At 72.3% G+C, this 20,363-nt stretch carries 18 protein-coding genes; 10 read left to right on the top strand and 8 right to left on the bottom strand.

Annotated features, from left to right (window positions below):
• Positions 1-165: 165 nt before the first annotated feature.
• A complete protein-coding gene (locus J4709_RS23305; protein ID WP_208243899.1) occupies positions 166-1,047 on the top strand; it encodes a SecDF P1 head subdomain-containing protein in 882 nt (293 codons plus the stop codon).
• 52 nt (positions 1,048-1,099) lie between these two features.
• Positions 1,100-2,059, top strand: coding sequence for a LysR family transcriptional regulator (locus tag J4709_RS23300; protein ID WP_208243898.1), 960 nt, complete (start codon positions 1,100-1,102; stop codon positions 2,057-2,059).
• Positions 2,060-2,069: 10 nt separating this feature from the next.
• Here the strand turns inward: J4709_RS23300 and J4709_RS23295 are convergent, their stop codons facing one another.
• Entirely contained in the window at positions 2,070-2,897 is an 828-nt protein-coding gene (locus J4709_RS23295) for a YceI family protein (RefSeq protein WP_208243897.1), read from the bottom strand.
• An 81-nt stretch (positions 2,898-2,978) separates the two neighbouring features.
• Positions 2,979-5,621, bottom strand: coding sequence for an MFS transporter (locus J4709_RS55685; protein ID WP_208243896.1), 2,643 nt, complete (start codon positions 5,619-5,621; stop codon positions 2,979-2,981).
• Between the two features lie 119 nt (positions 5,622-5,740).
• Between J4709_RS55685 and J4709_RS23285 the strand changes: the two genes are divergently transcribed.
• From J4709_RS23285 to J4709_RS23275, 3 genes are all read left to right on the top strand, one after another.
• Positions 5,741-6,337 (top strand): TetR/AcrR family transcriptional regulator, encoded by a 597-nt coding sequence (locus tag J4709_RS23285; RefSeq protein ID WP_232383922.1) that lies wholly within the window; start codon positions 5,741-5,743, stop codon positions 6,335-6,337.
• Positions 6,338-6,816: 479 nt separating this feature from the next.
• Positions 6,817-9,327: an alpha/beta fold hydrolase gene (locus J4709_RS23280; RefSeq protein ID WP_208243895.1), complete on the top strand. Its 2,511-nt coding sequence runs from the start codon at positions 6,817-6,819 to the stop codon at positions 9,325-9,327.
• 124 nt (positions 9,328-9,451) lie between these two features.
• Entirely contained in the window at positions 9,452-10,402 is a 951-nt protein-coding gene (locus J4709_RS23275; protein ID WP_208243894.1) for an ABC transporter permease, read from the top strand.
• 685 nt (positions 10,403-11,087) lie between these two features.
• On the opposite strand, the gene J4709_RS23270 is transcribed toward J4709_RS23275, so the two are convergent.
• Positions 11,088-13,031 carry an FtsX-like permease family protein gene (locus J4709_RS23270; protein WP_208243893.1) on the bottom strand — a complete coding sequence of 648 codons (1,944 nt, stop codon included), beginning with the start codon at positions 13,029-13,031 and terminating at the stop codon, positions 11,088-11,090.
• Entirely contained in the window at positions 13,025-13,810 is a 786-nt protein-coding gene (locus J4709_RS23265; protein ID WP_208243892.1) for an ABC transporter ATP-binding protein, read from the bottom strand. Before J4709_RS23265 ends, J4709_RS23270 begins: the two co-directional genes overlap by 7 nt.
• A 110-nt stretch (positions 13,811-13,920) precedes the next feature.
• On the opposite strand from J4709_RS23265, the gene J4709_RS23260 reads away from it, so the two are divergent.
• Both J4709_RS23260 and J4709_RS23255 read left to right on the top strand, forming a co-directional pair.
• Positions 13,921-15,243: a sensor histidine kinase gene (locus J4709_RS23260; RefSeq protein ID WP_208243891.1), complete on the top strand. Its 1,323-nt coding sequence runs from the start codon at positions 13,921-13,923 to the stop codon at positions 15,241-15,243.
• Positions 15,222-15,887 (top strand): LuxR C-terminal-related transcriptional regulator, encoded by a 666-nt coding sequence (locus J4709_RS23255; RefSeq protein ID WP_208243890.1) that lies wholly within the window; start codon positions 15,222-15,224, stop codon positions 15,885-15,887. The genes J4709_RS23260 and J4709_RS23255 overlap by 22 nt, the downstream gene beginning before the upstream one ends.
• Here J4709_RS23255 and J4709_RS23250 read toward each other — a convergent pair.
• Complete coding sequence (locus tag J4709_RS23250) at positions 15,884-16,378, bottom strand: GNAT family N-acetyltransferase (RefSeq protein ID WP_208243889.1); 495 nt, start codon at positions 16,376-16,378, stop codon at positions 15,884-15,886. The two genes, J4709_RS23255 and J4709_RS23250, sit on opposite strands and share 4 nt — an antisense overlap.
• Positions 16,379-16,479: 101 nt before the next feature.
• Here J4709_RS23250 and J4709_RS23245 point away from each other — a divergent pair, with 101 nt between their 5' ends.
• Positions 16,480-17,028: a TetR/AcrR family transcriptional regulator gene (locus J4709_RS23245; protein ID WP_208243888.1), complete on the top strand. Its 549-nt coding sequence runs from the start codon at positions 16,480-16,482 to the stop codon at positions 17,026-17,028.
• Positions 17,029-17,084: 56 nt separating this feature from the next.
• Complete coding sequence (locus J4709_RS23240) at positions 17,085-17,633, top strand: YciI family protein (RefSeq protein WP_208243887.1); 549 nt, start codon at positions 17,085-17,087, stop codon at positions 17,631-17,633.
• Positions 17,634-17,714: 81 nt separating this feature from the next.
• On the opposite strand, the gene J4709_RS23235 is transcribed toward J4709_RS23240, so the two are convergent.
• The 3 genes from J4709_RS23235 to msrA form a co-directional block, all read right to left on the bottom strand.
• A complete protein-coding gene (locus tag J4709_RS23235) occupies positions 17,715-18,452 on the bottom strand; it encodes a phosphotransferase family protein (RefSeq protein WP_208243886.1) in 738 nt (245 codons plus the stop codon).
• Positions 18,453-18,561: 109 nt separating this feature from the next.
• Positions 18,562-18,873, bottom strand: coding sequence for a DUF6980 family protein (locus J4709_RS23230; protein ID WP_208243885.1), 312 nt, complete (start codon positions 18,871-18,873; stop codon positions 18,562-18,564).
• Entirely contained in the window at positions 18,866-19,519 is a 654-nt protein-coding gene (msrA, locus tag J4709_RS23225) for a peptide-methionine (S)-S-oxide reductase MsrA (protein WP_208243884.1), read from the bottom strand. The genes J4709_RS23230 and msrA overlap by 8 nt, the downstream gene beginning before the upstream one ends.
• Positions 19,520-19,654: 135 nt before the next feature.
• Here msrA and J4709_RS23220 point away from each other — a divergent pair, with 135 nt between their 5' ends.
• On the top strand, positions 19,655-20,029 hold the full coding sequence (locus tag J4709_RS23220; RefSeq protein ID WP_208243883.1) for a hypothetical protein: 375 nt from the start codon (positions 19,655-19,657) through the stop codon (positions 20,027-20,029).
• The last annotated feature ends 334 nt before the right edge of the window (positions 20,030-20,363 follow it).

The following is a 20,363-nucleotide window of genomic DNA, read 5'->3' as shown; positions in this document are numbered from 1 at the left end:
TCGCCGCCGGCACAGGCGCCGTCGCCCGCGCAGACGCCGCAGGCTGAGCAAGTCGCACCGCCTACGCAGCCATTGCCGGTCGTACAGGCGCAGCCGCCGCAGCCTGGACCAGGCGCACCCGCGGCAGACGCGAGGCCGGCGGAGCAGACTCCGTCCGCTGAGCAGGTGCGGGTGCCTCGGCAGGGGACGGAACCCTCACCCGCGCAGGCGTTGGGGCAGGACGATCTGGCCGGGCGGGCGGCCACCGAGCCGGTGCCCGGGCCGACGCTGATTCCGGAGCCGAAGGGGCCGCCGGCCGGGCCGGCGCGGCCGGCGGGGCCCGTGCTGTCCGATGAACGTCGTGAACCCGCGCCGGTCCCGGAGCGGTCGACGGCGGTGCTGCCGGTGCCCGACATCCCGGACGCCGACCGGCGGCGCCGCGCGCGTGCCGAGCAGCGGCGGCGGGCGGCGGCCGAGACCAAGCGCAGCCGCGCCGCACGCCGCCAGGGCCTGGCGTACCGGGAGCGGCCCGTGCCGGCGCCGGTGCAGGCCGCCGACCAGCACCGGTCCGCGCTGGTGATCATGGTGTTGACGCTCGGGCTGCTGATCGCCGCGGTCGCGGTGACCGGCGGCATGATCGCCTCGTCCATGCGGACGCAGCCGGTGACGCTGGCCGCCCCGCTGCACGTCTACCCGGTGACGCAGGCCATGCCGGGGCAGTGCCCCGCCGGGACGCCGGGGATCACCGGGCAGTCCTCCACCGGCGTGACCTGCTACCGGCTCGCGCAGGGCATCGCGATCCACAAGGTCGCCGACCTGCGGGTGCAGAAGTCGCGCGGAGCGTCCACCGGCTACGACGTAGCGCTCACGCTGCGGCCCGTGGACCGGCACGCGTTCGCGCGGCTGACCGGCGCGACCGTGGGCCGCGACCTGGCGTTCGTGGTCCGCGACCGGCTGATCACGCTGCCGCGCGTCGACATGCCGATCCGGGACGGGAAGGTCGTCGTGACCGGCTCGCCGACGCGGGCGGCCGCGAACACGCTCGTCCACGAACTGAAGGGACGCTGAGCGGCGCCGGCGCTGTTGGCCCGTCCGGCGGTCGTCGGGCAGGCTGGACGGCGTGGACCTGGATCTCGCGCAGGTGCGGGCGTTCGTCGCGACCGCCGAGCACCTGCATTTCGGACGCGCGGCGGGTGAGCTTTTCCTCACCCAGCAGGCGCTGTCGAAGCGGGTCGCACGGCTGGAGGACGTCCTCGGCGTGCGGCTGTTCGACCGCACCGGGCATTCGGTGCGGCTGACGGCGGCGGGCGAGCGGTTCCTGGAGCCGGCGCGGCGCGCGCTCGCGGCGGCGGACGACGCGATCGTCGCGGCCCGGCGCGACGACCGGCCGCTGCGCCTGGACGTGTGGGGGCACCTGTTCGACCCGATGCGGACGATCCGGCGGGTCGTGGCGCGCCGTCCCGACCTGCCGATCGAGCCGAACCTGAAGCGGGGTCTGCAGGAGGTCGTCACGGCGCTGCGGCGCGGCGACGGCGACGCGGGCTTCGGCCGCGTCCACGCGCTGGACGAGCCGCTGCCGGACGGCCTGGCGCACCGGCTGGTGCGGCTCGCGCCGATGGCGGCGGTGATGGGCGAGGCGCATCCGCTGGCGGACGCGGCGACGCTGCGCCCCGCCGACCTGGCCGGTACGACGGTGTGGTTCCCCGCCGAGATCGGCAAGCTCGACTTCCTCGACCGGTTCCTGGCCGAGTTCGGGTTGTCCGGCGAGTTCGGCGGGGTCAACCTGGGACTGGACTACTTCCTCGACCACCTGCGCGACGAGCCCGGCCACGTGTCGCTGCTGCCGGCGGACGTGGCCGTGCCCGCGGACGTCCGGTCGGTGCCGCTGACCGGACCCGTCCCGCTGTACTCGTGGTCGGTGATCTGGCGGGCCCGCGAGCAGCACCCGGTGCTGCGGTCGCTGCTCGCGGAGTTCGCCGCGGCGGCGCGGGAGCACGGCTGGCTGGACTACGACCCCGCCGTCCACTGGCTCCCCGCCACCGAACTGGACACCCGCCCCGCCGGACGGGCCCCTCGCTGACCGCCGCGGGTCAGCCCTGCGGAAGTTCGGTCCCCTGGACGGCCTGGATCTCCAGCTCGACCTTCAGGCTCTCGCCGACCATCGCGATCCCCGCCTCCAGGATCTGGTTGTAGCGGATCGCGAAGTCGGTGCGGCGCAGCTCCGCCGTCGCGCGGAACGCCGCACGCGTCCCGCCCCACGGGTCGCCGCCGCTGCCGAGGAACAGCATGTCCAGGTCGACGGGCTGGGTGATCCCGTTCAGGGTGAGATGGCCGTGCACCGTCCAGCGGTCCGGACCTGCGGCGGTCAGCCCCGTCCCCGCGTAGGTGATCACCGGGTGCTCGTCGACGTTCAGGAAGTCCGCCGAGCGCAGGTGGTCGTCGCGCAGCTTGTTGCCGGTGTCGATGGACGCCGCCTCGATCCGGGCCGTCACCCGGGACGCCTCCACCGGCTCGGCGATCTCGACGCTCCCCTCGAACGCGGCGAACCGGCCCCGCACGCTGGACAAGCCGAGGTGCTGCGCGACCGCCCCGACGTTCGAGTGCGCCGGGTCGATCGTCCACGGGCCGGGCGGCGGCAGCTCGGTGCCACCCGCGCGGGCCAGCACCAGCGTGCCGAGGTCCGCGTCACCGGACCCGTGCACGATCAGCGTCGACGCCGCCGGCTGGAACCCCATCGCCGTGACGATCACCGTGTAGGTGCCGGCGGGCAGCGGACCGGCGGCGAGCACGCCGTCCTCCCCGGTCTGCTCCCGCGTCACCTGCCGGCCCGCCAGGTCCGTGACCGTGACGATGGCGTGCCGCACCGCCCAGCCGTCCTTGGTCCGCACCGATCCGCGCAGACCGCGCCTGTCATCCATCAACGACCCGCACTCCAGTTTCGTGGCTCGTGTGATTGCGTCGGCCGGGGCCGTCCCGCTCGGGCGGCCCCGGGATCGGCCTTACTCGTCCGGGTAGCCGAGCTTCAGGTCGTGGTCGTCCAGGCCGCCGCCGGCCAGCGACAGCCCGCTCGCCACCGGCGGGTAGCCGGACGCGATGACGGTGTACTGGCCGCCGGTCAGGTCGGTGAAGGCGTACTCCCCGTCCGGGCCGGTGATCGCCATCGCGACGACGTTGCCGGCCGCGTCCACCAGGGTGACGCGGGCGTCGCCGACCGGTTCGCCCGTCTCGTTGCGGACCGTCCCGCGGACCCGGGCGCCCGCGGGCAGCTCGACGTCCAGCCGGGTCTGCCCGCCGCCCGCCACCTCCACCGGCAGCGCGACCGGGCGGTGCGCCGCGGCGCTGACCGCGAGCGTGTACGAGCCGGTCACGACGTCCTTGAAGGCGTACTGGCCGGACGCGTCGGTCCGTCCGGTGCCGACGACCTCGCCGCGCACGTCGGTGACGACGACCATCGCGTTCGCGATCGGGCTGCCGCCGGCGCTGCGGACCGTTCCGCCGAGGCCGCCGTTGCCCGCCAGCATCAGGTCGAAGTCGACCGGGCGGTCGCCGACGACGAGGGTCGCGGCCTGCGGCTCGTGCTCGCCCGTCGCGGCGATCAGCACGTAGGTGCCGGGGCCGGGCGTCGGCAGCGCGTACCGGCCGTCGTCCTGGGTGATCGCACGGCCGAGCTGGTGGCCGTCCACGCCGATCAGCGTCAGCGCCGCGGACGGGACGGGCGCGCCGTCGCCCGCGCGGACCACCCCGCGGACGGGGACACCGCCGGGACCCTGCGGCATGAGACCGTCCTGCACGTAGGCGTTCTGCTGGGCGAGCAGCCGCGCCTGCGCGGCCGGGTCGGCGGCCGGGGACCCGCCGGGAGCGGCGCCCATACCGTTGGGCGACAGGCCGTTCGCGGGCATCTCGTTCATCGTCGTCTCCTTCGGAACCGCACCTGCCCCGACCGACGCCAGCTGCTGCTCCGCGGCGGCCTGCTCGTGGCCGCGGGCGTGCCGGCCGACCCCCGAGGCGCCGTTGGGGGGCATCGGCGTGGACGGCCGCGCGTCGACCGGCGTGGCGGCGGGGGCCTGTGCCGCCCCCTTGCCCGTGCCGGCCTTACCGCGCAACGGTAGCTCCTTCATGGCCAGCACCGTGACGAGGCCGATGGCCGCGATCGGCACACCGAAGATGAACACCTTCTCCAGCGACTCGGTGAACGCGGTGAGCACGATCGACTTGAACGGCTCGGGCAGTGCGTGCACCTGCGCCGGCGTGCCGAGGGACCCGCCGCCCTTGGGCATCGGGATGTGCGCCTTGCTCAGGCCCTTGGCGATCTCGCCGGGCAGCTGGTTGTTGAGGATCGCGCCGAACGCGGCGACGCCGATCGCACCGCCGAGGTTGCGGAAGAACGACACACCGGACGTCGTCGACGCCAGGTCCTCCATCTTCGCGGCGTTCTGCGCGGCGAGGATCAGGACCTGCATGGTGAGGCCGAGACCGATGCCGAGCAGGGCGATGTCGCCGCCGATCTCCACCCTGGACGAGTCGACGTGCAGCCGGGACAGCAGGAACAGCCCGCCGCCGACGAACAGCATGCCGAGCACCGGGAAGATCTTGTACTTGCCGGTCCGGGTGACGAGCTGCCCGGAGGCGATCGAGGCGATCAGCATGCCGACCACCAGCGGCAGCGTCATCAGGCCGGACGCGGTGGGGCTCAGTCCCTTGACGATCTGCAGGTACTGCGGCATGTAGATCATGACGCCGAACATCGCCATGCCGACGCAGAGCGAGCCGAGCGAGGTCAGCACGAACGTCGGATTGCGGAACAGCCGCGGCGGCAGGATCGGCTGCCGCGCGGCGCGCTCGGCGAACACCGCCCCGAGCACCAGCAGCACCGCGATCCCGCCGAGCGCGTACGTCCAGGTGGAGGCCCACTCGAACTGGTTGCCGCCCATCGACAGCAGCAGCATCACCGCGGTGGCGGCACCGGTGATCGTGAACGCGCCGAACACGTCGATCCGGGTGTCGCGCTTCACCTTCGGCAGCTTCAGCACCTTCTGGATCACCAGGAAGGCGATGATGGCCAGCGGCACGCAGACGTAGAAGCACCAGCGCCAGCCGAGGCCGTCGGCGTCCACGAGGAACCCGCCGAGCAGCGGCCCGGCGACGGTGGCCACGCCGAACACCGCGCCCATGTAGCCGGAGTAGCGGCCGCGCTGCCGGGGCTCGACCACGTCGCCGAGGATGACCTGCGCCAGCGCGGACAGCCCGCCGGCGCCGAGGCCCTGGACGGCGCGCGCCGCGATCAGCATGCCGATGTTCTGCGAGAGCCCGCCCGCCACGGACGCGACCACGAAGATCAGCAGCGCGGTCTGGAAGGAGAGCTTGCGGCCGATGATGTCGGAGACCTTGCCCCACAGCGGGGTCGAGGCCGTCATCGTCAGCAGGGTCGCGCTGGCCACCCAGGACAGCTGGTCCTGACCGCCGAGGTCTCCGACGATGGTCGGCAGGGCCGTGCTGACCACCGTGGACGAGATCATCGACGTCAGCATCGCCATCATCAGGCCGGAGAGGATCTCCAGGATCTGGCGGTGCGTGTACTGCGGTCTCGCTTGCTCTGGCGCCGCCGGCCCTGCCGCCGGCGCCACGCTCGCTTGAGCCACCATGCCCCCATGGAACGTAATTACCTGTGTTTTGCATATATGCTATGTACACGCTTGTTTACTTGCAACTCGGGGGATACTGGGGCGATTCGGGTGATCCATACGGGGACGGATCGGGATCGATGATGAGCATCGAGCAGGCCGAGCAGCGCGAGCACCGCAAACGCGACCGGGAGGCGACCCGGCGCCGCATCCTGGACGCCGCGCGCGACCTATTCCACGAGCACGGCTACGACGGCGTCACCGTCCGCATGATCGCCGCCGCCGCCGACGCCAACACCGCCCTGGTCAACCGCTACTTCGGTTCCAAGGCCGCGCTGTTCGGCGAGGTCCTCGCCGGCGAGTCCGCGCTGCGCGGCGTCATCGCCGGCGACCCCGCCGGGCTGCCCCGCCGGCTCGCCGAGCACTTCGTCCGGCAGGCGACCCTGCACCGCGTCACGCCCATGGCCCGGCTGATCGACCGCTCCGCCGGCAGCCCCGAGGTGAAGCAGATCCTGCTCGGCTACCTCGAGGACGTGATCGTCGAACCGCTCGTCGCGCAGCTGGACGGCCCGAACCCGCGCGCCCGCGCGCTGCTCGCGTCCACGATCATCATGGGCGGCGGCCCCGTCCGCCGCCTGCTCGGCCTCAACGACCTGCGCAGCGCCGACCCGGCCGAACTCACCGACCGCCTCACCGCCATGTTCACCGCCGCCCTCTCCCCCTACTCCCCCCAATAACCCCGCAACCAAGCCCGCACACACCCGCCCCCGCCCCCGGCCCGGCACCACACAGCCCGGCACCACAAGCACGGGACGCGGCAAAGGCCAGCCAGACACGAGGCACGACCAAGCCCCGACACAAGCCCGAAGCACAGCAGGAGCACGGCCTTACGCGCGGCGCGGCGAAGCGGACGGACGGACGCGGGCGGCTACGCCGAGCCCGACGCCTGGGCAGGGCAAAGCCGGGCCGGGCGCGGGGCGCGGCTGAGCTGGGCCGGGCGCGGGCAGCGTAAGGCTGGGCCGAGGGCGCGGGCCGGGGAAGGTCAGCGGGGGGCAGTGAGGCGTGGTCAGGGGCTGGGACGGAGCGCGCCGGGTTGGGGCGGGGCTCGGGTACGTCGGGGGGTGTAGGGGTGGGGCGGAGTGTACGGCGGTGGGCGCAGGGAGGATCGGCGCGAGGGCGGAGCGGCGGGCGGCAGGGGCGCGCATAGGCTGCTGGCATGACGGTGGGCGGCGCGATCCGGGCGCGATGGGGCAGGACGGGCCGGACGGCGCGCTGGACCGCCGCCGGGGCCGCCGTGGCGCTCGCCGCCGGTGGCGCCGCCTGGGGAGCGAGCGCCGACGGGCCCGCCCGCGTGCACAGCGTCGACCAGCGGGTCCAGGTCGTCGACGGCCCGCACGACGACCAGCGCGTGACGCTCGACACCACCTTCTACAAGCCGGTCGGGCGCGCGAAGGCACCGGCGATCATGCTCGGGCACGGGTTCGGCGGCGACAAGTACGGCGTCGCGAGCGAGGCGCGCACGCTGGCCCGCGCCGGTTACGCCGTCCTGACCTGGACGGCCCGCGGGTTCGGCACGTCCACGGGCCAGATCGCGCTCGACTCCCCCGACTACGAGGTCAAGGACACCCGGCAGCTCATCGACTGGCTGGCGAAGCGGCCGGAGGTGCAGCTGGACGGGCCCGGCGACCCGCGCCTCGGGATGGCCGGCGAGTCCTACGGCGGCGCGATCGCGCTGATGACCGCCGCCTACGACCGGCGCGTCGACGCGATCGCACCGGAGATCACCTGGAACAGCCTGCCGGACGTGCTGTTCCCCAACGCCGCCGGTGCGGGCCCCGAGAACGGCGTGTTCAAGAAGCTGTGGGCCGGCGTCTTCTTCACCAGCGGGTCCAACGGGGCGGGCTGCGGGCGGTTCCTGCCGTCCCTGTGCACGATGTACCGGAAGGTCGCCGAGGAGGGCGCGCCCACCGCCGACGCGATCGCGACGCTGCGCCGGTCGAGCCCGGCCTCCGTCGCGGACAGCATCAAGGTGCCGACCCTGCTCGTCCAAGGGCAGTCCGACTCGCTGTTCCCGCTCGACCAGGCGGACGCGAACGCGCGAGCCATCGCGCGCAACGGCGCGCCCGTGTCGGTCGTCTGGTACCAGGGCGGGCATGACGGCGGCGACCCCGAGACCGGCCGTGTGCGCGGGCTCGTCCGGGACTTCTTCGACGCGCGGCTCAAGCACGCCGGGACGTCCGGCACCCGGTTCACGGTGACCCGCGCGGGCGGCCTCGACTCCTCCACCCAGCAGGTCGTCGTGCAGGAGGCGAGGGCGGGCGCGTACCCGGGCCTGTCCGGCGACCCGCGGCGGCTTCGCCTGGACGGCGCCGAGCAGACGATCCACAACCCGGCCGGCGGCACGCCTGCGGCCGTCTCCGCGCTGCCCGGGCTCGGCGCGCTCGGCTCCCTCGGCGGCGCCGCCGGCGCGCTCCCCTCCGACATGCCCGGACAGACCGCCACGTTCGACACGCCTCCGCTCGATCACCCCCTCCGCATCACCGGTGCCGCCACCGTCCGCCTCAGCGCAATGAGGAACACCTCCACCGGAGATCCGCTGGAGAACGGGGCCGCCGGTAAGGAGCCGGCGGAGGGCGGGCCGCTTTTCGCCAAGCTCTACGACGTGTCGCCGGACGGCGGCGCCACCCCGGCCCGGCGCATCGCCGCTCCCTTCCGCGCGGCCGGCGGCGAGGTCACCGTCACGCTGCCCGCGATGGACCACCGTTTCGACCGCGGCCACCGCCTCCGGCTCGTCATCGCCACCACCGACATGGGCTTCGCGACGCCGCCGCAGCCCGCCGCGTACCAGGTGCGCGCGGTGTCCGGGCTGACGGTCCCGACCGACCCGTCCCTGGTCACCGCGCCCGCGCCGATCCCGCGCTGGGTGTGGATCCTGCCGCTGGCCGGCCTCGCGGTCGCCGCCGCGCTGCTCGTCGGGGTCCGCCGCGGCCGCCCCCGCGAACGCGGCACCGACGTCCCGCTGGAGATCATCGGGCTCACGAAGGCGTACAAGAACGGCCACCTCGCCGTCGCCGACCTGTCGTTCCGCGTCGAGAAGGGCCAGGTGCTCGGCCTCCTCGGCCCGAACGGCGCGGGCAAGACCACCACACTGCGCATGCTGATGGGCCTCATCCGTCCCGACTCCGGCGAGATCCGCATCTTCGGGCACCGCGTCACCCCCGGCGCGCCCGTCCTCGCCCGCCTCGGCTCGTTCGTCGAGGGCCCCGGGTTCCTGCCGCACCTGTCCGGACGCGACAACCTCGACCTGTACTGGCGCGCCACCGGCCGTCCCGCGGCCGAGGCGCACCTGGAGGAGGCCCTCGCGATCGCCGGCCTCGGCTCGGCCCTCGACCGCGCCGTCCGGACGTATTCGCAGGGCATGCGGCAGCGGCTCGCCATCGCGCAGGCGATGCTCGGGCTGCCGGACCTGCTCGTCCTCGACGAACCGACCAACGGGCTCGATCCGCCGCAGATCCGCGAGATGCGCGAGGTCCTCGTCCGGTACGCCGCCGCCGGCCGCACCGTGATCGTCTCCAGCCACCTGCTCGCCGAGGTCGAGCAGACCTGCACGCACGCCGTCGTGATGGCCGGCGGCCGCCGCGTCGCCGCCGGGCCCGTCGCCGACATCGTCGGCTCGGGCCGCCGCCTCGAGGACGCGTTTTTGGAGATCATCGGAGAGACCCCATGACCGCGCCCAGAGAACCCGAGACGAACAGCCCGAGGACGGACCCGGCCAGCACGGCCGCGCCCGGGATGCGCGCCGCCGCCTCCGGAGGTCCGACGGTGACCGACACGACGCCGGGGCACACGCCATGACCACTTCCAGAGAGCCGAAGGCGGGCGACGCGGCCGGCCCCGGAGAGCCCGAGGCCGCCTCACCGGCGGTCTCCGAAGAACCCGATGCGGCCGAGACGCATCTGACGGAGACGTCACCGGCCGGGTACAGCGTGCGGCGCACGCTCCCGCTGCGCGTCGAGGCGATCCGGCAGTTCCGGCGCCGGCGCACCCTCATCGCCTTCAGCATCCTCCTCGTCCTGCCTTGGGTCCTGGTCGGCGCTTTCAAGATCGGTGGCTCGCCGTCCGGCAACGGTGTCCCGAGCCTGGTGGACGTCGCCACCGCCGGCGCTCTGAACTTCACGCTGTTCGCCCTGTTCGTCTCGACCGGTTTCCTGCTCGTCGTCGCCGTCGCCCTGTTCTGCGGCGACACCGTGGCCAGCGAGGCCGGCTGGTCGTCGCTGCGCTACCTGCTCGCCGCCCCCGTCCCGCGTGCCCGCCTCCTCCGGCAGAAGCTGATCGTCGCCCTCTCCTACTCGGTCGCCGCGGTCGTCACGCTGCCGCTGATGTCCCTGGTCGCGGGCACCGTCGGCTTCGGCTGGGCGGACGTGGAGCTACCGACCGGCGGCACCGTCCCCGCGTCCACCGCGATCGGCCGCATGGGGATCGTCATCGCCTACTCCCTCACGGCCCAGCTCGTCGTCGCCGCCCTGGCGTTCCTTCTCTCGGTCGTCACCGACTCCCCGCTCGGCGCGGTCGGCGGCGCCGTAGGGCTCGTCATCGTCAGCAACATCCTGGACGCGGTCACCGCCCTCGGCTCCTGGCGCGACTTCCTGCCGACGCACTGGATGTACTCGTGGATGGACGCCCTCCAACCGCAGATCCAGTGGACCGGCATGGCCAAGGGCGCGGCCATCTCCGTCACCTACGCCGCGGTCCTGTTCGCGCTCGCGTTCCGCCGCTTCCACAACCGCGACATCGTGTCCTGACCCGCACGACCACCGTCCATACCGCCCGGCGCCGGCGCCGCGGAACGGGCTTCCCCGACCACTTTCGGCCGCCACCACATGTGACCGCATGACCACGTTCGGTCGACCGTCCTTCCTGAAAAACGGTCGAACCGGCAGAGGATGTCGCATAAGCTCGCTGAACCTCGCCTGCGGCGCCCGCGTCGTACGAGGTGCAGGTGACATCGGCTCGATCGACGGGTTAAACCCGGCCCGACGGGGGAGATGATCAACATGGCACGGCAGCAGCTCATCAAGCGCCCCAAGCCCCCACGTCAACCGAGCCCGCCGGACCTGAGGACCCCCTCGGGCCGCCTCCTGCCGTACTGACACGCTCACTTCACAGCCCCGCAACACCGACTCCCACCCCGAGCACCGAACCCGCACCCCGACCACAATGAGCGAGACCCGCTCCGCCCCGCGGCAGCGACTCCACCGGCAAGAACCACCCAATCCGCCGCCGACCACCAAGCCGGACACACTCGTTCCGCCTCCGCTCAAGCCACGTCCGCCGGGTCTTCGTCACTCGCGGCCTGACCTGCGTCATGCCGGACACCACCTGGTCTCACCACTCGGGATCTGGCCTCCGTCACCTGGCGTCGTCTGAGTTCCTTCATCGTGGTGTGGGCCGGGCTTCCTCCTGGGGCCGCCTCCCTTCGGGTTCGGGTCATTCGCGGGCGGCCAGGAGGGCGACGGGGCGGGGCTTGGTCGCGGAGAAGGTCGTCCAGATGCTGGCGGCTCCCGTGACGGCGAAGGCCGCGAGCGTGGTGATGCCGAGGAGAGTCCAGGGGACGTCGACCAGGGGGCGGCCCGCGGCGCGCAGCGAGGCGGCGAGCATGCCGGCGAGGGCACCGGCCGCCACCGTGCAGCCGAGGACGAGGCCGATCGCGGTGACCGCCCACGACTCGATCAGTGCGGCACGGATCACCTGCGGGCGGGTCAGGCCTGTGACCCGGGCGGCGGCGAACTCGGTGCGCCGTTCGGTACCGGCGATCATGACGGCGTTGATGACCGCGACCACCGCGTAGCCGCCCGCCATGCCCATGAGGACGGCGAGGATCCCCATGTTGCCGCGCTGCTGCGCGGCGGTCCTGGTGTCCGCCCATTGCGGGACGGTCTGGACCTTGTCCGCGCCGGCCGCGCGCATCGCCGTCCGAGCCGTCGACCGGCTCGTGCCGGGGGCGAGGCGGATCACGGTCTCGGCCTTCGCCGTGGCGATGGTCGAGGCGGGGACGAGGTCGCGTGGCACGAGGAACGTCTCGGAGTAGTTCTCCAGCGTTGCGCGGAGTGCAGCGACGACCTTCAGTCGCGTCTTGTGGCCGCTGATGGCGGCGGTCACGGTGGAGCCGACCCGGATTCCCGACTCCGCCATGCCGGGGCCGAGGGCGATCGTCCGGCCGCGGAGCCGGGCGAGCGAGCCCGCGCGGACGTGGAGGTCGTGGGTGCGCGCGTAGGCCGCCGCGTCGATCGCGACGATGCCCGAGTAGTGGGTCTGGCGCCATGTGCGGTTCGCCTCGTGGTGCCGGGCGGTCACGCTCATGGACAGGGAGATCTGCGGTGATGCGGCCGCGACGCCGGGGACGGACTCGATGCGGTCCAGGTCGGCACCGGTCGAGGTCACGACCAGGTCGCCGCGGACGAGGTGGCGTTGCTCCTCCCCGGACATCAGCGCCAGGGACCCGAGGGTGCCGGTCAGGCCGAGGAGCAGGGCGACCAGGACGATGAGCGGGGCGGCGGTGGACGCGCTGCGCCGCACGCCGTCGCGGAGGTTGGCCTGGGCCAGTTCGCCGAGGGTGCTCGTCCGCAGGACGGCGCCCACGACGCGTCCGGCGAGCGGGACGACGAGGGGGCTCAGCGCGCTGAGCGAGACGGCGCCCATGATGGAGATGCCGAGCCCCATGAGCATGGCGCCGAGCAGGTCGGCGGACTGGGCGAGCGACACCATCCAGATCGTGAACGCGAGGCAGGACAGGCCCGCCAGCCAGCGCATCGGGGTCATCACGCGGGCGGCGCCTCCGGTGTCGCGCAGCGCGTCCAGCGGGCGGACCTTCGCGGCGCGGCGCGCCGCGGCGAGCACGCCCACGAGGGCGACGGTGATCCCGACGCAGCCGGAGGCGATGAGGACACCGCCGTCCCAGACGAGCGGGAACCCGCCCGGCAGGAAGCCGAGCGCGATCAGCAGCCGGGCCTGCAGCCAGGTCGCGGGGAGGCCGACGAGCACGCCCGCCGCCGTGCCGGTGAGGCCGAGCAGCAGCGCCTCGCCGAGCAGCAGCAGGACGAGCTGGCCGCGGCCGCCGCCGACGAGGCGGAGCAGGGCCAAATCGCGGCGGCGCTGGGCGACGGTGAAGGCGAAGGTCGAGCTGACGATGAAGACGGTCAGGAAGGCCGACAGCATCACCGTCATGCCGAGCAGCGTGGCCGCCCCGGCGTAGCCCTCGCGGAGCTCTTCCCTGGCCCGGCCGGTGACGCCGGCGGGAATCGGTGCCCGGTCCGTGGCCACCATGACCAGCAGCGACGACTGCACGAGCGCCACGCCGAGCGCCACGGCGGTGATGGCGCCGGCGAACAGCCGCCAGCGTTCCCGGAAGGTGTTGAGGGCGAGGGTCAGCACGGGGCGGCCTCCAGCCGGGCGAGCCGGTCGGCCACCTCGCGGGCCGTGGGGCGGACGAGCCGGTCGACGAGGCGCCCGTCGGACATGAACACGACGGCGTCGGCGTGCGCCGCGGCGGCCGGGTCGTGGGTGACCATGGCGATGCTCTGCCCCTCCCGGTCGACCATGGTCCGCAGCAGGCCGAGCACGGTGCGGGCGGACGCGGAGTCGAGCGCGCCGGTCGGCTCGTCGGCGAACAGGACGGCGGGCCGGGTGACCATGGCGCGGGCGATCGCGACGCGCTGCTGCTGCCCGCCGGACAGTTCACGCGGGCGGTGTCTCAGCCGGTCGCCCAGCCCGACCGAGGCCAGCACCGCGCGCACGTCGGCGCGGCGGACGCGGGCGCCGGCGAGCTTGAGCGGGAGCGCGACGTTCTGCTCGGCGGTGAGCGAGCCGATGAGGTTGAAGCTCTGGAAGACGAAGCCCATGGTGCGCCGCCGCAGCCCGGTCAGCACCCGGTCGGGCGCGCCGGTGATCTCCTGCCCGGCGAGCAGGACCCGGCCCCGCGTCACCCGGTCGAGCCCGGCGGCGCAGTGCAGCAGGGTGGACTTCCCGGAGCCCGACGGGCCCATCACGGCCGTCCACGATCCGGCGGGGAAGGCGATGGAGACGCCGTCGAGGGCACGGACCAGCGCGTTGCCGCTGCCGTACTCGCGGGTCGCGTCCAGCAGCTCGGCCGCGGGGAGCCCCGGTGGAACGCGGGCCGCGATCGGGAGGGCGGACGTCGGTGTGCTGGTCATGCGTTCACGGAACCATCCGGACCGAAGCCTCCGCATGACGCCCAACCAGGATCTTTGAAGTATGGCCAGCCATACCGTCCGGCCGCGCGAGCTTGGCTAGCTTGGGTTCCATGACCGTCTCCGAGCCCCGCACCGCGCTGGAGGCCGCGGCCGGGCGGCGGTTCCTGATCTCGGCCTGGCCCTGGCGATGCGCGGGCTACCTGCTGTCGACGTCCGTCCCGATGCTCGCGGCGGCCGTCCCGTTCGGGATGCTGGTGCTGCCGTGGGCCGCCGCCCTCTCGTCCGGGTACGGGGTCGGCGCGCGCCTGCTGCTCGTGGCGTTGGGCGTCCTGTTCGTCGCCGGTCTGGGCCCGCTGGTGGCTCTCCCCGTCGCCGAGGTGGAACGCCGCAGGCTCCGGTTGGTGGACGTCCGTCCCATCGTCTCGGCCCACTCTCGCGTGAACGGCTCCGAGCCGCGCACATGGTCGCTGGTCCGTTACGGGGAATCCGCCATCTGGCGTGAGATGGGCTACGCATCCCTGCTGGTGACCGTGGTTCCCGTCCTGTACGCCGCGCTGCTGTTGTACGTGTTCGCGGTCGCCGGCCTCGTCTTCAGTCCGCTTCTCGCTCAAGGCGACGGCGAGCCGGTGGCTCTTGGCCTGGCCAAGGTGGCGACTCCGGCGGACGCCGTCCCGTACGCGATAGCCGGGCTGGCTCTGCTGCCCTCCATTCCCTACCTTGCAGCGGTCCTCGCGGGCGCGCACGGAGCCGTGGCCAGAAGCCTTCTCGGACGAGGCTCCGGTGAGCGGCTCCGCGCCGAACTCGTGGAGGTGTCCCGCTCCAGGGCACGGCTGGTGGACGCGTTCGAGGCAGAGCGGCGGCGCATCGAACGGGACCTGCACGACGGCGCCCAGCAACGCCTGATCGGCCTCACGCTCAAACTCGGCATGGCCCGGGTGGAACTCCCTTCAGACTCCGATGCCGGCCGCAACGTGTCGGAGGCCCATGAGCAGGCCAAGCTCCTCATGGACGAGTTGCGCGAGCTCATCCGCGGCATCCATCCGCGCGTGCTGACCGACAGAGGGCTGCCCGCGGCGCTGCGCGAACTCGCCGACCGCTCCCCCGTACCCGTGACGGTCGAGACGGACCTGCCCGAACGGCTTCCCCCGCACGAGGAGGGCACCGCCTACTTCGTCGCCGCGGAGGCCCTGTCCAACATCGCCAAGCACAGCAGCGCACAGAACGGCCGGATAAGGGCCCACCTGCGCGACGGAACCCTGGCCCTGGAGGTGGAGGACGACGGCAAGGGCGGCGCGAACCCCGCCCTAGGGAGCGGACTTACCGGACTGGCCGACCGTGTAGCGGTGATCGACGGAAGAATGCTCCTGTCCAGTCCGGCCGGCGGGCCGACCGTCCTACGCGTGGAGTTCCCTTGCAGCCGACCGTCCGAGTAGTCCTCGCCGAAGACGGCGTGCTCCTGCGGGAAGGGCTCGTCGGCCTGCTCGGCAAGTTCGGTTTCGACGTGGTCGCCGCAGTGGAGGACGCCGACGCCCTCAAGGCCGCGGTAGAGGAGCACTCCCCCGACCTCGTGGTGACCGACATCCGCATGCCGCCCGGATTCAGCGACGAAGGGCTCCGCGCCGCGGTGGAACTGCGCAAGGCGCACCCCGGCCTGGCAGTCGTCGCGCTCAGCCAGTACGTCGAGCTGAGCTACTCCGCCGACCTGCTCGACTCCAACGGCGGTACGAGCGTCGGCTACCTACTCAAGGACCGGATCGTCGACGTCGAGGAGTTCGTCGCCGCGCTGCGCCGGGTCGTGGGCGGCGGTACGGTCGTCGACCCCACGGTCGTCCGGCAGCTTCTGCGCCGCAGCCGGGATCCGCTGTCACGGCTGTCCGCGCGCGAGCGCGAGGTGCTCGCCCTCATAGCGGAAGGGCACTCCAACACAGCCATCGCGCAGATCCTCACCGTCGCCGAGGTGACGGTGGGCAAGCATGTCGGCAACATCCTCACCAAGCTCGACCTGCCGTTGACCGACGACAAGAACCGCCGCGTGCTCGCCGTCCTCACCTACCTCCGTAGCCGCGCGGCCGCCTAGAGCGTCTTCTCGAACCGCACACGGTCCTGCCCAGGGCCGTCGTGTCCGGGGCTTGGTTCGTGGACGTCGAAGCCCATGGCCCGGTGGAAGGCGATGGAGCCGGTATTGGCGGGCGACGTGATCGCCTTGACCTTCGTACGGCCGGCCGCCGCGGCCTCCTCGAAGAACCTTTCGTACAGCGCCCGCGCGACGCCGTCCTTACGCCGCTTCGGGTCGACCCCCACGAAATGGATGTAGGCCTCGTCCGGGTGGTCCGCGGAATGAAATCCCACGAGGAAACCGTCCATGCCGTCGTCACCGTTCATGACGAGGCTCGTCCCTGAGAAGTGCTCAAAGAACAGCCGGGGCAGCAGCAGCGTCAGTTGGCGTGCCTGCTCCGGAGTGCGGGAGTCGGCCCACCACTCCGGCATCGTCCGCACGACCGCCTCGTGGTCTTCCACTCGCGCTCGTCGGATGTTCCCCACCGCTGCGTCCTTCCGCCGTGGATGCATCTGGCTTCCCCATCCTCCCCGACCGGCCCGCTCCGCCCTCCAGGCACCCGCGCGTGGACCGGCGCCGTAGACTGACCAGGGAGTTCACGGTCAGGAGAGCCATGCCCAGGGCGGACGCGCAGCGCAACCGCGACCTCATCCTCACGGTGGCCAAGAAGGTCTTCACTGAGCGCGGCCCCAGCGCGCCCCTCGACGACATCGCCCGTCACGCGGGCGTGGGCAACGCCACCCTGTACCGGCATTTCCCTACACGCCGCGACCTGCTCGTCGCCGTCTACTCGGACGAGGTCACCGACCTCACCACCAAGGGGCGGGACCTCCTGCACCATGAGCCGCCTGCGGACGCGCTCTTCACCTGGCTGCGGGCCTTCATCACCCACGTCGCCGACAAGGGCGACCTGGCCCGCGCCATTCCGGAGGATGGACGCTCTCCCCTCTTCGACGAATGGCATGCGGCCATGCGCGCGGCCCTGGCCCCTCTCCTGGCGAGAGCCCAGGAGACCGGTGCCGTCCGCCGCGACCTCGACGGACCGGACCTCCTGGCACTGGCCGGCGCTGTAGCCACCGCCGGATCCGGCGCCGCTCAGACCGACCGCCTACTCCGCCTTGTACGAGAGGGCATCGCCACCCCCGTGCAGAACCCGAACTGACCCCGCTGCCTGGGCGGACGATCATGTCCTGGCCAGGATGGTGAAGACTGTCCGGCATGGAGTTCTTCTGCTACCACCGTGACAGGCGCGACTCTCTGGAACTGCGCTATGAACTCTTGGAAGAGCACTGGTCCTACATGGACGGGTACGCGGCCGAGATGATCGCCCGTGGTCCGACCTTGGCCGAAGACGGCGAAACGCCCACGGGCAGCGTCCACATCGTCGACCTGCCCGACTCGTCCGCGGCGCGCGCATTCGCCTTCGACGAGCCCGGCTACCAGGCCGGCGCCTACCGCGACGTCATGCTGCGGCGGTGGCACAACACGCTCGGCCGCACGATGTGGGAGTTCACCGGCGACCGGACCGAGGGCACCCACTACCTGGTGCTCGGCCTCGGTGCGGGCCACACCGCCGACCGCGACCTGCCACCCGACCACCACGCGCTGATCGCCTACGGCCCCCTGCTGTCCGACGACGGCAGCACCTGGCTGGGCACCGCCGCACTGGTCCACGCATCGTCCCCGGAGGTCGCCCGCACCGTCCTTGCCGCGGACCGCTACGCGGAAATCGAAGTCCATGACTGGACCTTCGGAGGCCGACGCTAGAGCACGGACAAGCGCGAACCCGCCGAGCCCATCACCAGCACCGCCTTGCTAGGCGTACCTAGCAATCGCACCCGCGCAGCCTCACATCCGGGCTCTCAGCACGTCGACCTCGCAGCCAGGCGCGGACGGGTCGAAGCCGTGCTCGGCCAGCCAGCGCATCGCCAGCAGGCTTCGCAACGACCACCACGCGCGGATCACGTCGACATCGACGTCGGTGCCATAGCCGGCGATGACGTCGCCGAGGTGCTCCTCGTGCCCGAGCGTCAGGATGGCGAGGTCGAACAGGGCGTCGCCCTGACTCGCCTCGGACCAGTCGATGACGCCGGTGACCTCGTCACCGTCCACGAACACGTGCGAGATCTGCAGATCGCCGTGCGTGAACACCGGATCCCACGGCCGGAGCGCGGCCTCGGCGACCTGGCGGTTGCGCGTGACCAGGTCGGACGGAAGGACGTCGTTCGCCAGGAGCCACTCGCACTCGGCGTCGAGATCCGCCGCCAGCTTGCCAGGGCCTCGGCTGCGCCACGGGGGCAACGGCGCGTCGTGCAACTTCCGGATGGCCGCCCCTGCCGCGGCCCACGCCGCCGGCGACGCGGTCGACGGCTCGCCGAGAAGGCCGAGCGCCGTCCCCGGGACGGCGGCGATCGCGAGCGCGGGCGGCTTGCGCCACAGGACCTCCGGGGTCGGGACCGGCGCCAGGGCCATCGCCTCGACCTCGACGTCGAGACGCGCCTGGTCAGCGTCCACCTTCAGGAACACATCGCCGACGCGCAAGGTCGCGCGTTCAGAATGGGCGACGACGACCTGGACCTCATCCACGGCGGCCAGTATCCCTCACGCGATCACCGCACCGAAACCGTCGAGGCGAAGTGAGCACTACCCCGGCAAGCGACCAAAAAGAGAGCACTTTCTACCTCGGGGCGCCCCCTTACAGGGCGGTTCTCCAGGCACTGGTCTGGAACTCCGGCGGAACTTCGTCCTCTCCCGGGTCTATCCCTCGGTGTTCGAGGGCGTCGAACCAGGCATCGCGCTGGGAAGGTGGCAGCCGGGTGCCGCACCACGGGCAGAAAGCGATCGAGATGACGCTGCCGCCACCGTCATGGACGATCAGGCCGTACTCGTCGAACTTCGCGCTGTAGTTGACGAGCGCATCCGGGCAGTCGAACCGATCCTCGTGCAGTTCGCACGAATGGCCGACCTGCCGCGCCATGTCCTCGCAGCAGTGCCGCCCCTCACCCATCAGCTGGGGCTACGCCGATTGGGCAGGTGAGGCCGGTGCCGCCTATGCCGCAGTAGCCGTTCGGGTTCTTCCGGAGGTACTGCTGGTGGTAGTCCTCGGCGTAGTAGAAGTCGGTGGCCGGGGTTATGCCGGTGGTGATGGGGCCGTAGCGGGCGGCGGTGAGGACGTGCTGGTAGGCGTCGCGGGACGCTTCGGCGGCCTTGAGTTGGTCGTCGGTGCGGGCGAAGATCGCGGAGCGGTACTGGGAGCCGACGTCGTTGCCCTGGCGCATGCCCTGGGTGGGGTCGTGGGACTCCCAGAAGACGCGCAGGAGGTCGTCGTAGGAGACCCGGGACGGGTCGTAGACGACGCGGACGGTCTCGGTGTGGCCGGTGAGGCCGCTGCAGACCTCTTCGTAGGTGGGGTTCGGGGTGTAGCCGCCCTCATAGCCGGCGGAGGTCGAGACGACGCCGGGCGTCTGCCAGAACTTGCGTTCGGCGCCCCAGAAGCAGCCGAGGGCGAACTCGGCGATCTCGGTGCCGTCGGGGAACGGGGGCGCGAGGGGCGTGTCGAGGACCTCGTGGCGCGGCGGTACCGGGATGGGCTCGTCCCTGCCGGGGAGCGCCTTCTCCGGAGAGACCATCTGGGTCTTCGCAAAGCCGAACATGTCCTCCAGGCTAGCCCGGGGCGTCATGAGCGTTCGATCGGTTGGGTCATTGGTCCGGTGGGAGCGATGGATTGAAGGCGCTCCGGTGGAGGCACTAGAGTGCCGCACGTCACATTCCGGACACGAGGAGCCCCGTTGCGTCTGCTGAGCGTCACCGTGCTGGGGACCGCGCTCGTCGCGGCGGGCCTGCTGGCGCCGGCGGCGGGTCAGGCGACGACGTCCGGGAAGGACGGGCTGACGGTGCGGCCGGGGACGGTCCGCGCGGGGCAGAAGGTCGAGTTGTCGGTTCCGGGCTGCGGGCCGGGACGGCACCGGGCCTCGTCGGACGCGTTCGACGAGCGGGCCCTGCTGGACGGCACCGGCGGCACCGCGGAGATCAAGGACGGCGCGCGGCCGGACACGTACCGGGTCTCGGTGGACTGCGGCGGGCGGACGGTGACCGGAAAGGTGCGGGTCGCCGGGCGGCTCGCCTGGCCGGCCCTCCTGCCCGACCTCCGCAACAGCCGGTAAGCGAGCATTCCCCCAGTTCGGACGGCCACTCCGTCCGTCGTGCGATGCACGCCCGAGACCCCCGACCGCGGGGGCCTGTCAAGCCGTCTCGACAAATGAGACAAGGCGTCCAGCAAGTGACATACGTCACGCTTCACAGGTTGAGATTTCTACCGGTCCACCCCTTGAGCGCGGCAAATGATCATGTGATACTTCCACAGAAGCGAGCAAAAAGCACAAGTCTCACAAAGATGAACAGACACCCATAACTGCACATTACTCCTCGCCATGCGGCACGGCGCGAGCGAGCCGCAGGGCACTCGCCGCTTAACTCCTGACCTAGGGGCAGCCGAGA

It is taken from the genome of Actinomadura violacea (assembly GCF_017573465.1).
In the GTDB taxonomy this organism is placed as follows: domain Bacteria; phylum Actinomycetota; class Actinomycetes; order Streptosporangiales; family Streptosporangiaceae; genus Spirillospora; species Spirillospora violacea.
Note: the sequence above shows the minus strand (reverse complement) of the source record. Positions and strands in the feature narration are given on the sequence as shown.

Bases quoted from the DNA above. Each gene is read 5' to 3' on its own strand.
- J4709_RS23240 (WP_208243887.1), top strand. From the start codon at position 17,085: ATGGAGTTCTTCTGCTACCACCGTGACAGGCGCGACTCTCTGGAACTG.
- J4709_RS23260 (WP_208243891.1), top strand. From the start codon at position 13,921: ATGACCGTCTCCGAGCCCCGCACCGCGCTGGAGGCCGCGGCCGGGCGG.
- J4709_RS23295 (WP_208243897.1), bottom strand. From the start codon at position 2,897: ATGGATGACAGGCGCGGTCTGCGCGGATCGGTGCGGACCAAGGACGGC.
- J4709_RS23250 (WP_208243889.1), bottom strand. From the start codon at position 16,378: ATGCATCCACGGCGGAAGGACGCAGCGGTGGGGAACATCCGACGAGCG.
- msrA (WP_208243884.1), bottom strand. From the start codon at position 19,519: ATGTTCGGCTTTGCGAAGACCCAGATGGTCTCTCCGGAGAAGGCGCTC.
- J4709_RS23285 (WP_232383922.1), top strand. From the start codon at position 5,741: ATGATGAGCATCGAGCAGGCCGAGCAGCGCGAGCACCGCAAACGCGAC.
- J4709_RS23245 (WP_208243888.1), top strand. From the start codon at position 16,480: ATGCCCAGGGCGGACGCGCAGCGCAACCGCGACCTCATCCTCACGGTG.
- J4709_RS23265 (WP_208243892.1), bottom strand. From the start codon at position 13,810: ATGACCAGCACACCGACGTCCGCCCTCCCGATCGCGGCCCGCGTTCCA.
- J4709_RS23275 (WP_208243894.1), top strand. From the start codon at position 9,452: ATGACCACTTCCAGAGAGCCGAAGGCGGGCGACGCGGCCGGCCCCGGA.
- J4709_RS23230 (WP_208243885.1), bottom strand. From the start codon at position 18,873: ATGGGTGAGGGGCGGCACTGCTGCGAGGACATGGCGCGGCAGGTCGGC.
- J4709_RS23280 (WP_208243895.1), top strand. From the start codon at position 6,817: ATGACGGTGGGCGGCGCGATCCGGGCGCGATGGGGCAGGACGGGCCGG.
- J4709_RS55685 (WP_208243896.1), bottom strand. From the start codon at position 5,621: ATGGTGGCTCAAGCGAGCGTGGCGCCGGCGGCAGGGCCGGCGGCGCCA.